Origin of the sequence: Aphanizomenon sp. CS-733/32 (genome assembly GCF_028330045.1) — a bacterium.
In the GTDB taxonomy this organism is placed as follows: Bacteria; Cyanobacteriota; Cyanobacteriia; order Cyanobacteriales; family Nostocaceae; genus Dolichospermum; species Dolichospermum gracile.
Genome location: NZ_JAQMSE010000141.1, coordinates 1 through 15,227, shown reverse-complemented (window position 1 = coordinate 15,227; position 15,227 = coordinate 1). Strand labels below are relative to the sequence as shown.

Below are 15,227 nucleotides of genomic sequence, written 5' to 3'. Positions count from 1 at the left end.
TGCAGCCTACAAAACAAAAAACAAATCTCAAAACCAAAGAACCGTGGGGCGCACGGTCTTAAAGCTCAGTTAATGTCCTCATAGAGGAGTCACTGAGAAGCCCACACTCACCTGAAAGGGAGTGTGTGGAGTACGTCACAGAATTAAGTAGCTTGGACTAAGACAGAACTACCTTCAATTTTGGCTTGGTAAGTTTTCAGTGGTTTTTTAGCAGGTCCGTCTTGTGCCTGGCCATCACGAGCAAATTTTGCCCCATGACAGGGACAAACAAATTTGCTTTCTTTGGCTTTCCAGTCGATCGTACAACCTTGATGAGTACAGGTTGGATTCACAGCAATCAAATTTTTTGCGGTTTTAGATGTGCCAACCACTAATACTGCACCAATTGGGGAATTTTCCACCAATAGTTGACCAGTTTTGTCTAATTGTGCCACAGTACCCACCTTTTGCCAGCCCTTAGTAGCAGAATTAGATCCAGGATTGGCCGATGTACTGGTTTCGGGAGAACAGGCTGCAATTGCGACAGGTAAGGAACTAGCTAAACAACCTAATCCCACCCAATTTATAAATTCACGACGTTTCATATTTGCTGGTAATCAGTATGTGATTTTTCATCTATTATCACTGACAAAGGTTGATCCTGTCATTGTTTAAAGGGTGTTTGAAAAATATCATACTAAACACGGGTGAGATTTAAACTTTTGCCAAATGACAAAGAACCCAGATGTGTAGTCAACCGGGCGGTTAGAAACCGCGTCTACACAGGCAAAACCCACCTGCGTGGGTTTCAATCCTTGATTTTTCCTTAGTTTAGTCCGCGCAGGCGGACTTTGTTTGTACCTGAGTTCGACATAAGATAATTTTTGGAAAACTGCCCCAAATATGAGTCTCAAACCCGTCAGATATCAACAATCTGTTTATTTGCAGGATTTATGCAGTAGTAAAGCACCCTACAACAGATTTTTGGTGTGACACTTGCGTAAGTCTTAATCAAAAATGGTTATCATCAAATTCATCTATAGATGAATATATCATTCTATCGTTAACATCAGGATTGTCTATTTATCTGCTGTTTTATGTGATTAAATAAACCTAAAATCACGGAAACAATAGTTGAGAATAATCATTATCATCAATCAAACAATATATATTAAAAACTTGTCACAAAATTAAGTCCAGGCTATAAATTTTTACTTATATGTCTAATCTAATATTTATTTAATAATTACCTTGCCAAGTTGATCCATTTCTCAGAAAAACCTGTAAACTGATTTTAGTTGGTTCAGAGATGGTTTTGCATCTTCATCCAATGACCTAAGGTAATTAAACTTTGTTCCCATAGCGAAATCAGCCTTTTAATACCGAAAAGGCTATTTTTTAGCGCATTAGCAAGAGATGATAATAATCTTTCTTTAATTTTGATGTCTAATGTATGACTAAAAAATCTGCTTAAAAAATAACTTTGTAAATCAAGGGAATGTATTTATGTCTGAATTTTTTAATCAGGTTTCTCGTCGGAAGTTCATTGTCACTGCTGGAGTTTCCGCCAGTGCGGTATTACTCAAAGGCTGTTTAGGCAACCCACCAGAAACCACTGGTAATTCTGCAAAATCTGGTGTTCAAGCAGTAGCTAATATTAGTGACCAACAAAAACCAGAAACGACAAAAGTTAAACTGGGATATATTCCTATTGTTGAATCTGCACCATTAATAATTGCTTTAGAAAAAGGCTTTTTTGCTAAATATGGGATGTCAGATGTTGAACTTTCTAAACAAGCTTCTTGGGGTTCAGCAAGAGATAACGTAGAAATTGGTTCTGCTGGTGGTGGTATTGATGGTGGTCAATGGCAAATGCCCATGCCACACTTAATTACAGAAGGAAAAATTACTAAGGGTAATAAACCAATACCCATGTATGTTCTTGCCCAGTTAGTTACTCATGGTAATGCCATTGCGATCGCCAACAAACATCTAGGAAAAGGAATTAGCTTAAAACTCGATGCAGCTAAACCCCTATTTGCCCAACTTAAATCCTCCACACCCTTCACCGCAGCCTTCACATTCCCCCACGTTAACCAAGACTTGTGGATTCGCTACTGGTTAGCAGCAAGTGGTATTGACCCAGATACAGATGTCAAATTATTAACAGTACCAGCAGCGCAAACCGTCGCCAATATGAAAACCGGCACAATGGACGCTTTCAGTACGGGCGACCCCTGGCCTTTCCGCCTTGTTAACGACAAAATTGGCTTCATGGCGGCATTAACAGCCGAAATTTGGAAAAATCACCCCGAAGAATATTTTGCTATGAGAGGCGATTGGGTTGACCAAAATCCCAAAGCCACAAAAGCTTTATTAAAAGGTATCATGGAAGCCCAACAGTGGTTAGATAACTTTGATAATCGCCAAGAAGCCGCCCAAATTCTCGCCGCTAAAAAGTATTTTGGTCTATCTTCCCCAGCAGTTCTGGCTGACCCATACCAAGGTAAATATGACATGGGTGATGGTCGTAAAATAGACGACAAATCAATGGCTGCTTATTACTGGAAAGATGGCAAAGGTAGTGTTTCTTATCCTTACCAGAGTCATGATTTATGGTTTATAACGGAAAATGTGCGTTGGGGATTCTTACCCAAGGATTACATTACCAATGGTGCAACCAAAGCCAAAGAATTAATCAAAAAAGTAAACCGCGAAGATATTTGGAAAGAAGCAGCTAAAGAATTAGGAATACCTGCTGCTGACATTCCCACTAGTACCTCCCGTGGAGTAGAAGAATTTTTTGATGGAGTCAAATTCGACCCTGAGAACCCAGAAGCATATCTCAAGAGTTTGAAACTCAAAAAAGCCAGCATTTAATCAATAGATATGTCCAAAAAAGTAGAGACCTTACCTAGTTACAAAGTACAACCTGCTTGTGTAACGTCTCTACATTGGTTAAAAAAAGACAGATTTAATTTTCGCAAAATATCCATTAACCATTTATAAATTTGAGGAGAGATTCATGACTATAGCTCAAAAACGTTCCACCACTCCTAAATTCGATAATAACTTTTTATCAGGCTTACAAAAACAATTTCCTGAACTTGTGCCTCCGGCGATCGCATTACTTGTTTTTCTAACTATTTGGCAACTATTTTCATGGACTCCAGGGGCAACATTACCAGGACCAATCCAAGTTATTCAAGACACTTGGATCTTGATTTTGTATCCCTTTTATGATAAAGGTGGCACAGATAAAGGGTTATTTTGGCAAATTCTTGCTAGTTTACAAAGGGTAGCTATTAGTTATACCTTGGCGGCGATTGTTGGTATTGGTCTAGGTGTTTTGATTGGTGTCAACAAAACCATGTCAAAAGCCTTAGATCCTCTCTTTCAGTTATTAAGAACAGTACCTCCTCTAGCTTGGGTTCCTATTTCTTTGGCAGCATTACGCCAAAACGAACCAGCCGCATTATTTGTAATCTTCATCACCGCAATTTGGCCGATTCTGATTAACACTGCGGTAGGTGTAACCCAAATCCCTCAAGACTATAACAACGTTGCTAAAGTTCTCCAACTTTCTAAAAAAGAGTATTTCTTTAACATCTTAATTCCCTCCGCATTACCATACATTTTTACAGGGTTAAGAATTGCCATTGGTTTAGCTTGGTTAGCGATTATTGCGGCTGAAATCGTTATGTCTGGTATTGTCGGCATCGGCTTTTTCATCTGGGATGCTTATCAAAATAACAACGTCAGTGAAGTAATTTTGGCTTTAGTTTATATCGGTGTAGTTGGTTTAATCCTAGATAAACTCATGGCTGCATTACAAAACTGGATTTTACCAGAACAAAAATAGTTAGTTGTCAGTTGTCAATTACCAATCACCCATTACCAATCACCCATTAACAAACCTATGTCAGTATTTGTTGCCGTTGATCAAATTGATAAAGTTTTTGAATTAACAGGCGGTGGTCAATATATCGCCCTGAAAAACATTAATTTAGAAATCAAAAAAGGTGAATTTATCTCTCTTATTGGTCACTCTGGTTGCGGTAAATCAACACTTTTAAATATGATTGCCGGGTTAGATCTACCCACAGAGGGATTAGTAACATTAGAAGGACAAAGAATTAAAAAACCAGGACCAGATAGAATGGTAGTATTTCAAAACTATTCGCTTTTACCCTGGCGAACAGTGAGAGAAAATATTGCCTTAGCCGTAGATTCAGTATTAAATGGAATGCCAGCAGCCGAACGGAAAGAAATCATCGAACGGCATATAGATATGGTAGGTTTACGTCCCCATGCTAACAAACAACCAGGGATGTTATCAGGTGGACAAAAACAACGGGTAGCTATAGCCCGCGCCTTAGCAATTCGTCCTAAACTATTACTATTAGATGAACCCTTCGGTGCATTAGATGCACTGACTCGCGGGAATTTGCAAGAACAATTAATGCAAATTTGTGAAGAAAACGAAGTTACCGCAGTTATGGTGACTCACGACGTAGACGAAGCCGTATTGTTATCTGACAGAATTGTCATGTTAACCAACGGACCAGAATCGAAAATTGGCGACATTTTAGAAGTAGATATTCCCAGACCGCGTAAACGCATGGAAGTAGTAAAACATCCCAGCTACTACACCTTGCGGAGTGAAATGATTTACTTCCTCAACCAACAAAAACGCATCAAAAAAATTCGGGCGAGAAAAACTGCTGCGGTGGTTCGTCATGGTTTAGAAAAAGTTAATTTAGAAATTGGCTTCTTACCCATTACAGCTTGTGCCCCCCTGGCTATTGCTAAAGAAAAAGGCTTTTTCATCAAACATGGCTTAGATGAAGTTAATTTAGTCCGGGAAAGCAGTTGGCGGGGAATTGTAGACGGGATGACGGGGGGATATTTAGATGCGGCACAAATGCCCTCTGGTATGCCAATGTGGTTAAGTTTGGGAGGCAATAAAAACGAACCCTTACCCGTTGTCACAGCCCTAACAATGACCCGCAACGGTAACGCCATCACCTTAGCAAAACGTTTTTATGAAGAAGGTGTACATAGCTTATCCGACTTCAAAAAATACCTCCTAAAAACCCGCGAACAAACACACAGAATGGGCGTAGTCCATCCCGCATCAATGCACAATTTACTCCTGCGTTATTGGTTAGCCGCAGGAGGAATTGATCCTGATATTGACGTAGACATGAAAAATATTCCTCCTGCCCAAATGGTAGTAGATTTAAAAGGTGGAACTATTGACGGTTATTGTGTAGGTGAACCTTGGAATTATCGCGCAGCAGTTGAAGGTTCAGGCTTTACAATTGCCACAGATTTAGAAGTTTGGTTAGGACACCCCGGTAAAGTTTTAGGCGTGCGAGAAGATTGGGCAGAAACTTATCCAAATACCCATATTGCCTTAACCAAAGCCTTACTAGAAGCTTGCCAATATTGTGCAGATTCTGCCAACACCCAGGAAATTCGCCAAATTTTAGCAAGTCGGGATTATGTCAGCACAGATATTGAATATATCCAACTGGAAAACCCCAGTAGTGATAGTTGTGACTTAGATCATCCGATGCGGGAATATGCCCATCACCAATTTTATTCCGAGTCTGCCATTAACCGCCCCAGTCGGACAGAACAAATTTGGATTATGACTCAATTAGCACGGTGGGGTGATACTCCCTTCCCCAGAAACTGGGTAGAAATCGTCGAACGAGTGTGTCGAGTCCGCGTTTTCAGTACAGCAGCCAGAGAATTAGGCTTAGATATCAGTTACACCCGTCAACCCATTCAATTATTTGATGGTAAACCCTTCAACGCCGATGATCCCATTAGCTATCTTAACGATCTAAAAATCAAACGCGACTTCTCTATAGCCGAAGTCGTTCTAGATGCCCCCCGAAAAACCGCAGCTTAAAGGGGGGATAAATCTTGTGGGGTAGACATCCTGTCTGCCCAAAAATATAAAAGACGGGCAAGATGCCCATCCCACAAAACTAATAAAATCATCCTTTCTTCCTTTGCGTCTTTGCCTCTTAGCGTCTTTGCGCGAAACCTCCTACCAATTACCAAACAATGCAAAACCGTAACTTAATATCTACCAACACAACCACAATCAGCCGTCAACCGTTTTTACAAATTCAAGATGTTTGTAAAGTTTATCCCACTAAAAGTGGACCATTTACCGTTCTTGATGGTGTTAACCTCAACGTCGAACAAGGGGAATTTCTTTGCGTTATCGGTCACTCTGGTTGCGGTAAATCAACTTTATTAAACATGGTTTCTGGTTTTAACTTTCCGACAACTGGACAAGTTTTATTAGAAGGACAACCGATTACAAAACCAGGTCCCGACAGAATGGTCGTATTTCAAAACTACGCCTTATTACCTTGGAGAACAGCTTTTGAAAATATTTATCTCGCTGTTAATGCAGTTTATCCCACCAAGCCAGAAGCAGAAAAACGTTCTATTGTTCGGGAACATTTAGCTATGGTGGGACTGTCCGATGCAATGGAGAAGAAGCCAATGCAAATGTCTGGAGGAATGAGACAGCGGGTTTCTATTGCCCGTGCTTTGGCTATTCGTCCCAAAGTGTTGATTTTAGATGAACCTTTTGGGGCGTTAGATGCGATCACCAAGGAAGAGTTACAGGAGGAGTTACTAAAAATCTGGAATGATAATCGTTGTACAGTTTTGATGATTACCCATGATATTGATGAGGCTTTATTTTTGGCTGACAAGTTGGTAATGATGACTAATGGCCCTCATGCCAAAATAGGGGAGGTGATGGAAATTCCCTTTGCAAGACCACGGGATAGAGCGAGAATTATGGAAGATCCCCAATATTATCAACTCCGCAACTATGCGTTAGATTTCTTGTTTAATCGTTTCGCTCATGATGACGTAGGTTAAAGTAAAAAGGCGGCGAATTAAGTTTCGCCTCTTGTCTATTTTCTCAGAAATCAATAATGGTTTTCATAGAAGAAAACTTATACATTGACCAATACGGCCAATTTTTGGGCTACATATAAGCAAAAACTTATATGATGTATATGTTATTTATAATATTTTTTTAATAATTCATGTTTTTGGGTTAATTTTTGCGACCTAAAGGCTGTATGCTGTTTTTAATCAAACAGTAAATCCCTGGGTTTCAAAAAAACTAAAAGCGGATATATTTTTTTACATGATTGTGTTTCAGGGTAACTAGGGTTTCTCCTTGAGTAGTACCTTAGCTCATAATTTATGTAAATTGTCAACCGTAATCATCAACCAGCAGGATATTTTACACTTGCTGTTTTTTGTACTGAGGACACAGTTAAGCACTACTTAAGGAGCATTTACAAATGTACTTTGACAAACAAATTTTCACAAAACTTAAATGTTGAACTGAAAGATTTAGATCAGCATTGATAAATGCTCTAACGCAAACAGCGTTGTGTAAATTGCATCGGCAGAAATTAGCTAACACTCATATTTCCAACTAACTAATAAACTAGGTAACTGAAATAATTGTTACCAGAGTTTATTATTACCAAATTTTCATGGTTGCATAATTAGCAACCAGATCTTTAGCGGATGAAAATAGTTTTTTTCTGTAGCTAAATGCTCTTAACTGTACTTCATCTTCAACTATTGTAATACTCCTCTCTAGAGGAGAAACAAGGAGGTATTCGTGGATTTTGTGTCCTTATTTATCACTGACTTTATTGCCCAGTTGCAGTCCCCAACACTGGCTTTTTTGATTGGTGGGATGATTATTGCTGCCCTTGGTAGTGAATTGGTAATTCCAGAGTCAATTTGTACAATCATCGTCTTCATGTTACTCACCAAAATCGGTCTAACCGGTGGAATTGCGATCCGTAATTCCAACCTAGCGGACATGATTTTACCCGCATTGTTTGCTGTAGTCACAGGTATTGCGGTTGTATTCATCGCCCGCTATACATTGGCCAAGCTGCCAAAGGTCAAAGTCGTTGATGCGATCGCAACTGGGGGGTTGTTTGGTGCGGTGAGTGGTTCTACCATGGCCGCCGGACTGACGGTACTGGAAGAACAAAAAATTCCATTTGAAGCATGGACTGGCGCACTCTATCCCTTTATGGATATCCCCGCGCTCGTAACGGCGATTGTGGTAGCTAATATTTACCTCAACAAGAAGAAGCTTAAAGAATCACCCGCACTTGCGATGGAGGAGTCTTTGAGTAAGCAGCCCGTTGCGGCTGGTGATTATCCCAGCACCAGGCAGGAGTATCTCAGCCAGCAGAAAGATCCTGATGATAATCGGGTCAAGATATGGCCGATCATTGAGGAAAGCCTCCGGGGTCCTGCCTTATCGGCAATGTTATTAGGAATGGCTTTGGGACTGTTCACCCGCCCGGAAAGTGTCTATAAAAGCTTTTACGATCCCGCCTTTCGTGGTTTGCTTTCCATCTTGATGCTGGTTATGGGTATGGAGGCTTGGTCCAGAGTTGGTGAATTGCGTAAGGTAGCTCAATGGTATGTTGTGTATAGTGTGATAGCACCGTTTATACATGGTTTAATCGCCTTCGGTCTCGGCATGATTGCCCACTACACAATGAATTTTAGCATGGGCGGTGTCGTAGTCCTGGCTGTTATCGCTTCCTCTAGTTCAGACATCTCCGGTCCTCCTACATTACGAGCAGGTATCCCTTCGGCCAATCCATCGGCATATATAGGTGCTTCCACAGCCATTGGTACGCCAATTGCGATCGGTTTGTGTATACCCTTCTTTATCGGACTTGCCCAGGCGATCGGCGGCAAGTAATCCCAGACCAGTCGCGGTCTGTCGGCTCTCCCTTGACCCCGCAGACCCAGTAGATTAATATACTTAATTTAAGAAGGTAAGCAATATGTCCAAGAAAGCTAACAAGCTCGTCATCGTCACGGAAAAGATTCTGATGAAAAAGGTCGCCAAGATCATTGATGAATGCGGGGCAACCGGTTATACGGTGGTGGATACTGGCGGTAAAGGCAGTCGTAACGTGCGCTCTACAGGTAAACCCAACACTGCTGACACCGATTCAAATGTAAAATTCGAGGTACTTACCGAAAATCGGGAGATGGCCGAGAAGATTGCGGATCAGGTCGCAATCAAGTTTTTCACCGATTATGCGGGCATTATCTATATCTGTGAGGCAGAGGTACTGTACGGAAGACATTTCTGTGGACCAGACGGCTGTTGAGTTGAAACGACGCAGACCTAAAAAGCCGGGGCATGACCTCGGCTTTATTTGAGGGTAGTGTAACCCACCTTCCGCACCCTAAACTGTCACACAACGAAAATTGGTCGTTTGGGGATTTGGGATTGGCGAACTGCTTGCAGCAGCGCTTCGCTATCGCTACCTAAAATTTAGACCATTTTGTAATGAATGATCAGCTATGGTGAAAAATTAATTTCCTACGTGGAGAGAGGGAACAGGGAACAGGAAAAAAATATGTGTAATTTATTCTTCCTAATTACTTAAATATCAAATCATTATCCAACCACAAGCGCAGAAAGCAATAGAAGTCGCTTATTTCTGGTTTAGTAATATTTCTCACCAAAAGGCTAGAACATGGTAGGAAGGATTATATAAATCTATTTTATCACTATAAGAAATGCCTTCTCGTTGTTCTCTAGCATTTGAAAATGAATTTTTTGATCAAGAAATACGACAACTGAATATATGGAAAGGGAAGAAACGCCTATCGAATTATTTTTACAATTGTTGATGATAATGTTGAAAATTCTATAATCAGTTAAGTCTCAACTTTTTGATCATCCTGCACTGAGATTTTCAGCAAATGGATGTAAATAATTCCATATACAAACTACAAAAGGTAGCTAAAATGAGTCTCCGCGCACTATTGTTAGTAAATAGTAATTCTCGTCAAGGACAAGAACGTTACCAAGAAGCGATAAATTGTTTAAATAAATTGGGTTTAGAGATAATTACAGAATCTACAGAACATCCAAATCAATTAGGTGATTTGATTCGGCATTATCAACAAGAAATAAATTTGGTAATTGTGGGTGGTGGTGATGGTACACTGAATGCGGCTATTGAGGCGATAGTCGAGACTCAACTACCTTTGGGTATTTTACCTTTAGGAACAGCTAACGACTTAGCAAGGACTTTAGGAATTCCCAATTCTCTAGCGGAAGCGTGTCAAATTATTGCTTCTGGAAAGTTACGCAGGATTGATTTAGGTTGTGTAAATGGTAAATATTTTTTTAATGTGGCCAGTTTGGGGTTAAGTGTAAAAATTACTCAACAATTAACTAAGGAAATTAAACGGCGTTGGGGTATATTTGCTTATGCGGCAATTGCATTCCAAGTAATTTGGAAATCCCGCCCTTTTAGTGCAGAAATTCGCATGAATGATGAATCAATTTATGTTAAAACTGTGCAAATTGCTGTGGGTAATGGTCGCTATTATGGTGGGGGGATGGCTGTAGTTCACGATGCAGCTATAGATGATCAAAGGCTGGATCTTTATAGCTTAGAAATTGATCATTGGTGGCAAATTCTGCCTTTGCTGCCGGCTATGCGTCAAGGACGACATATTCATTCGCCAAATGTTCGCGCCCTGGAAGGTCAGGAAATCACAGTATACACTCGCAGACCCCATTCTATTAATACAGATGGAGAAATCACCACCCATACTCCGGCTGTGTTTCGGGTTGTTCCTCAAGCGATCGCTGTTTTAGCTCCCTGACTATCATCTTAAACTATGATTTACCTAATTGATCTGATTTATTTGATGACATCTTAACTATTCTTTAAGGTAGAAAATGAAGATCAAAACTCCTATCTGTCACGAAAGAAACATTCAGCGGTGTTCACTTCTAAATTTTGCTGTATCATAAGAATCACAAAAATCATTAAAATCATAGTTATGAATTTACGCTTTTCTCAAGAAATTAAATCTCTTCTAGAACGTTTAAGTGAACAACCGCTAACTTTAGGTGATATCCTCGCAGAAACTTCCGAACGGGGTTTTAGTTTGGTAATCACATTACTGGTATTACCTTTTCTATTTCCCATGCCTCCAGGCTTGAGTAGTCCTTTAGGTGGGGCTTGTTTATTATTATCATTGCAAATGGTTTTAGGCAGAAGAACACCTTGGCTACCCAAAAAAATTGCTAATTATAAATTTCCCAACGCTTTCGCTAAAATCATCTTACAAAATCTGCGGCGCGTCACTAGGATATTAGAGAAAATTGCCCGTCCTCGATTACAAAAAGTCGCTAATCATCCTTGGATTTGGCGATTTAATGGGCTGTGCATCTCTTGGTTAACAATATTATTAATTTCTCCTGTTCCTTTTACCAATCCTATTCCGACTGTGGGAATTTTACTTTTAGCAGTTGCGACCATTGAATCGGATGGGTTATTAATGTGTATTAGCTATATTGCTACTCTCTTAATTACTTTACTATTTGGTTTTATTGGTTATGCCCTATGGTTAGCCCCCAATTTACTCCCTGCTATTTTCAAATAGAATTTTTGACATTTCCTATGATATGTTGCTAGAATAGAAATCCCAAAGCCCAAGGCCAAGAAAAACCCCCAGCGAAAAGCCGAGGGTAATAGTTTAATTAAGGTGCATCTACTATTTGAGTATCCATCGCCGTTCTTCCTCCATCCGGATAGTTTCAGTGGAACTTTGATTTTTTATGCTGTTAAACTACCAGATCCCCAGATCCCCGACTTCTCTAAGAAGTCGGGGATCTAATAATATCCCACCCGTACCAATGTAGCACAGCTAACCATGCGGCTGATAGTAACCCAGCAATACTCAAGGTTAAGCCAGTAAAAGGAATTAATAACCCAAATACAGGTAAAACAACTCCAGCGATTGTACAAATAATTGCTGCTAAAGAAACACGACGATTTGCGCCTAAACCATAACTTAAAGCTAATAAAATTAGTGCCATCATCAACCAAGCTAATTCAGCATTAATTATCCGTGACAGATAGGTTAGTGTTAATAAACAAGCAAAGAAAATGCCTCCAGCAATGGCGACATTTTTCAAAGTCATGGGTAGGGATAAGTACAGCAGCAATATCCACCATAAAAACAAAGCCGGTGCTAACAACAACAACCGGGGAATAATGCCAGTTTTGCCAATAGGTTTAGTGCTAGTAAAGACACCAAAAGGATTTTTTACAGCCACATTTTCGGCAAAAATCCAAGTAAATTGGGTGCTTTTACCGTCAACTTTAATATCATCAGGAGTAATCCCACTGGCAAAATCAGCATTATTAAAATTAGCGATCGCCACCAGCCTAAATTGCGAAAGTAACTGATTTGTGGCACTATAAACCCAGCGGGGACCACCATCGGCTTTATAGGTAACTTTAAAAATAGTTTCTTGTCCCGGTTCTAAGCGGAAAGGAAAACTATAATCATCATTATTTGTTTGTTTTAGTCTTGTCCCATCCCGTTCTACTTTGTAACCGCGCAGGATAGAATAACCATTAGGGGGTGGTACTTCCCAGAAAAAACTATTAATATTACTCAGTTGGTTAATAACTTTGTAATTAGCTGTATAGTCTGTCTGATAAATAGAACTGCGATTTTGGACATCTACACTTTGATTAATTTTAACCTGAATTTCTGAACTTGCTAAAGCGAGGTAACGAGTAACTTTTTGTTTGTCGTTAACTTTGACTATTTTTCCATTAACTTGGGTAGTATAAACATAAGGTTCTTCAGTAATGTAGCGAACTTGGGGAGAAACTTGTTCGAGTTTATCACCTGCTACAGTAGCCGCAACTTCAGAGACTTTTGCTTGTTCCCAATAATGGTAACGATTGCTTAAAGTTGAACACAAAAAAAAGCCAGTTACTAACAAAATTAAGATTAAGGTTAAATGCTGTAATCCTTGCAATAATTGGGAGTAACGAATTGACAATTGACCGAAAAAAACCGCTTGTTCGGTCGAATATCTTCCCAGAGAAAAACTAATTAGGGCAATTGCCACTCCCAAGGCTATAATTAAAAAAAATAATAATAGCGAACTTTGGAGTAATTGAGTACCAAATTGCAATAATTCCTGGGGATGTGTTAAATCAGGTAAACCGGGAATACCTTTAGCGTCAACAGACATAATAGATATTTGGGTAGTTTTGACACTCTGACAGATTTAATACCACAAAAGTTGCCAGCACCGCAAAGCGGAAGTCAAAGGTCAAAAGTCAAAAGTCAAAAATAATAGTTCTCTATTTTCGGAAATAATATTAAGATATGGCGATCGCTATTGATTTTGGTACAAGTAACACAGTTATCACTCGTTGGAATCCTGTCACTCAACAAGCAGAAACTCTGAATTTGCCTAGTTTATCAGCGCAACAATTTATCAACCCTCCACTAATACCTAGCTTAGTTTATGTAGAAAATGCCAGCACGGAGACAATTATAGCTGGACAACAGGTGTGCGATCGCGGTTTAGATATCAAAACTGATCAAAGATTTTTCCGTAACTTTAAACGCGGCATCGGTGCAGAGATTCAGGGTTTTTTGCCAGAACTGGATGGTAAAAATATTACCTTTGAACAAGTAGGACAATGGTTTTTAAGCCAAGTAATTGCCGAATTAGCCATCCTCGAAGGAAACATAGATTCCTTAGTTTTAACCGTACCTGTAGACAGCTTTGAAGCCTATCGTTACTGGTTAGGGAAAGTTTGTCAATCCCTACCCGTCGCCCAGATCCGAATGTTAGATGAACCCACCGCAGCCGCATTAGGTTATGGTTTAGCAGATCAAGGAACTCTCTTGGTTGTTGACTTTGGTGGAGGAACATTAGATTTATCTTTGGTAAGCTTAGAACAGGGAAAACAAGCTAAAACCAAACCTTTAGGATTTCTCCTTAAATGGGGTGATAAAACTCTAGGGGAAGATTCTAAACAAAAGATGAAAACAGCCCGTGTATTAGCCAAAGCAGGGCAAAATCTCGGCGGAACTGATATTGATAATTGGATAGTAGATTATTTTGCCAAAACTCAGGGATTACCAGTTAGTTCTCTCACCACCCGACTTGCGGAACGAGTGAAAATTCAGTTATCTACCCATGATCAAGCTAGTGAAGTTTATTTTAATGATCAAACCTTTGAAAGTTATGAAATGGATCTTGATCGTTACACCTTTGAAAATATTTTGAAAGAAAACGGATTTTTCGATAAGCTGCATGATTCAATGATGACATTACTACAGCAAGGGCGACGCTATGGCATAGAAATTGATGATATTAATGCAGTATTATTAGTTGGTGGAACTGTACAATTACCAGTGGTACAGACATGGATAGAACAATATTTTGAACCAGAAAAAATCCGTCGTCGTCTGCCTTTTGAAGCGATCGCCCATGGTGCATTACAAATCACCCAAGGCATAGAAATCAAAGACTACCTTTATCATAGCTATGGTGTGCGTTATTGGGATCGCCGCAACCAACGTCACAATTGGCATCCTATCATTAAAACCGGACAACCTTACCCGATGACTCAACCAGTAGAATTAGTTTTAGGCGCTTCCGTAGACAATCAACCCAGCATAGAGTTAATTATCGGGGAATTAGGTGCAGAAACAGGTGCAACAGAGATATACTTTGATGGCGATCGCTTGATTACTCGTCAACTTAATACTCCTGTAACTACCGTTAAACCCCTCAATGATAGCGCAAATGCCAGTAAAATCGCCAAACTCAAACCTCCAGGATTTCCCGGCAGCGATCGTATTAAAATCTATTTTCAAGTAGATGAACAACGGTTTTTAAGAGTTACCGTTGAAGACTTATTAACCAACAATACCCTAGTAGAAAATCAACTTGTAGCACAATTGAGTTGAGGAGAACGATCAATTAGGGCTGGCTGAATAAACCTGAAAGCATTACATATAAAGGATTTGAGCCTATTTTAATTGGAAAAAGTGCAAGCTTTTATGATGTGGAAACTTAAAAACCTTGCATTTAATTTCTACTCCCAGGAAATATCGCTATCATTCAACTCTTGAGACTGTTCCCTGTTCCCTATTCCCTATTCCCTAGTCTCCACAGATCACTTTTTCAGCAAACCCCAATTAACAGTCAAGCTATTGGTGACGTACTCCACACACTCCCTTTCAGGTGAGTGTGGGCTTCTCAGTGACTCCTCTATGAGGACATTAACTGAGCTTTAAGACCGTGCGCCCCACGGTTCTTTGGTTTTGAGATTTGTTTTTTGTTTTGTAGGCTG

General features: G+C 39.8%; 11 protein-coding genes. 9 read left to right on the top strand and 2 right to left on the bottom strand.

All coding sequences use genetic code 11. The features are described 5' to 3' along the window. Positions 1-143 precede the first annotated feature (143 nt). On the bottom strand, positions 144-584 hold the full coding sequence (locus PN471_RS10985; protein WP_271776884.1) for a QcrA and Rieske domain-containing protein: 441 nt from the start codon (positions 582-584) through the stop codon (positions 144-146). Positions 585-1,485: 901 nt separating this feature from the next. Here PN471_RS10985 and PN471_RS10980 point away from each other — a divergent pair. From PN471_RS10980 to PN471_RS10945, 8 genes are all read left to right on the top strand, one after another. After that, complete coding sequence (locus PN471_RS10980; protein ID WP_271776883.1) at positions 1,486-2,859, top strand: CmpA/NrtA family ABC transporter substrate-binding protein; 1,374 nt, start codon at positions 1,486-1,488, stop codon at positions 2,857-2,859. Positions 2,860-3,004: 145 nt separating this feature from the next. After that, positions 3,005-3,841, top strand: coding sequence for a nitrate ABC transporter permease (gene ntrB / locus PN471_RS10975; RefSeq protein WP_271776882.1), 837 nt, complete (start codon positions 3,005-3,007; stop codon positions 3,839-3,841). Between the two features lie 57 nt (positions 3,842-3,898). Further along, entirely contained in the window at positions 3,899-5,902 is a 2,004-nt protein-coding gene (locus PN471_RS10970; protein WP_271776881.1) for an ABC transporter ATP-binding/substrate-binding protein, read from the top strand. 158 nt (positions 5,903-6,060) lie between these two features. After that, positions 6,061-6,897 (top strand): nitrate ABC transporter ATP-binding protein, encoded by an 837-nt coding sequence (locus PN471_RS10965; protein ID WP_271776880.1) that lies wholly within the window; start codon positions 6,061-6,063, stop codon positions 6,895-6,897. A gap of 763 nt (positions 6,898-7,660) precedes the next feature. Then, positions 7,661-8,773 carry a sodium-dependent bicarbonate transport family permease gene (locus PN471_RS10960; RefSeq protein ID WP_271776879.1) on the top strand — a complete coding sequence of 371 codons (1,113 nt, stop codon included), beginning with the start codon at positions 7,661-7,663 and terminating at the stop codon, positions 8,771-8,773. Positions 8,774-8,858: 85 nt separating this feature from the next. Then, entirely contained in the window at positions 8,859-9,191 is a 333-nt protein-coding gene (locus tag PN471_RS10955; protein WP_096667688.1) for a P-II family nitrogen regulator, read from the top strand. Between the two features lie 646 nt (positions 9,192-9,837). Next, the gene (locus tag PN471_RS10950) at positions 9,838-10,707 is read left to right on the top strand and encodes a lipid kinase (RefSeq protein WP_193899269.1); all 870 of its coding nucleotides are present in this window, start codon (positions 9,838-9,840) and stop codon (positions 10,705-10,707) included. A gap of 180 nt (positions 10,708-10,887) precedes the next feature. Beyond that, positions 10,888-11,493, top strand: a complete 606-nt coding sequence (locus tag PN471_RS10945) for an exopolysaccharide biosynthesis protein (RefSeq protein ID WP_271776878.1) — start codon at positions 10,888-10,890, stop codon at positions 11,491-11,493. 214 nt (positions 11,494-11,707) lie between these two features. Here the strand turns inward: PN471_RS10945 and PN471_RS10940 are convergent, their stop codons facing one another. Then, positions 11,708-13,105: a hypothetical protein gene (locus tag PN471_RS10940; RefSeq protein ID WP_271776877.1), complete on the bottom strand. Its 1,398-nt coding sequence runs from the start codon at positions 13,103-13,105 to the stop codon at positions 11,708-11,710. Between the two features lie 137 nt (positions 13,106-13,242). Between PN471_RS10940 and PN471_RS10935 the strand changes: the two genes are divergently transcribed. Next, positions 13,243-14,841: an Hsp70 family protein gene (locus PN471_RS10935; protein WP_271776876.1), complete on the top strand. Its 1,599-nt coding sequence runs from the start codon at positions 13,243-13,245 to the stop codon at positions 14,839-14,841. The last annotated feature ends 386 nt before the right edge of the window (positions 14,842-15,227 follow it).

Bases quoted from the DNA above. Each gene is read 5' to 3' on its own strand.
- PN471_RS10950 (WP_193899269.1), top strand. From the start codon at position 9,838: ATGAGTCTCCGCGCACTATTGTTAGTAAATAGTAATTCTCGTCAAGGA.
- PN471_RS10945 (WP_271776878.1), top strand. From the start codon at position 10,888: ATGAATTTACGCTTTTCTCAAGAAATTAAATCTCTTCTAGAACGTTTA.
- PN471_RS10985 (WP_271776884.1), bottom strand. From the start codon at position 584: ATGAAACGTCGTGAATTTATAAATTGGGTGGGATTAGGTTGTTTAGCT.
- PN471_RS10935 (WP_271776876.1), top strand. From the start codon at position 13,243: ATGGCGATCGCTATTGATTTTGGTACAAGTAACACAGTTATCACTCGT.
- PN471_RS10970 (WP_271776881.1), top strand. From the start codon at position 3,899: ATGTCAGTATTTGTTGCCGTTGATCAAATTGATAAAGTTTTTGAATTA.
- PN471_RS10965 (WP_271776880.1), top strand. From the start codon at position 6,061: ATGCAAAACCGTAACTTAATATCTACCAACACAACCACAATCAGCCGT.
- PN471_RS10940 (WP_271776877.1), bottom strand. From the start codon at position 13,105: ATGTCTGTTGACGCTAAAGGTATTCCCGGTTTACCTGATTTAACACAT.
- ntrB (WP_271776882.1), top strand. From the start codon at position 3,005: ATGACTATAGCTCAAAAACGTTCCACCACTCCTAAATTCGATAATAAC.
- PN471_RS10980 (WP_271776883.1), top strand. From the start codon at position 1,486: ATGTCTGAATTTTTTAATCAGGTTTCTCGTCGGAAGTTCATTGTCACT.
- PN471_RS10955 (WP_096667688.1), top strand. From the start codon at position 8,859: ATGTCCAAGAAAGCTAACAAGCTCGTCATCGTCACGGAAAAGATTCTG.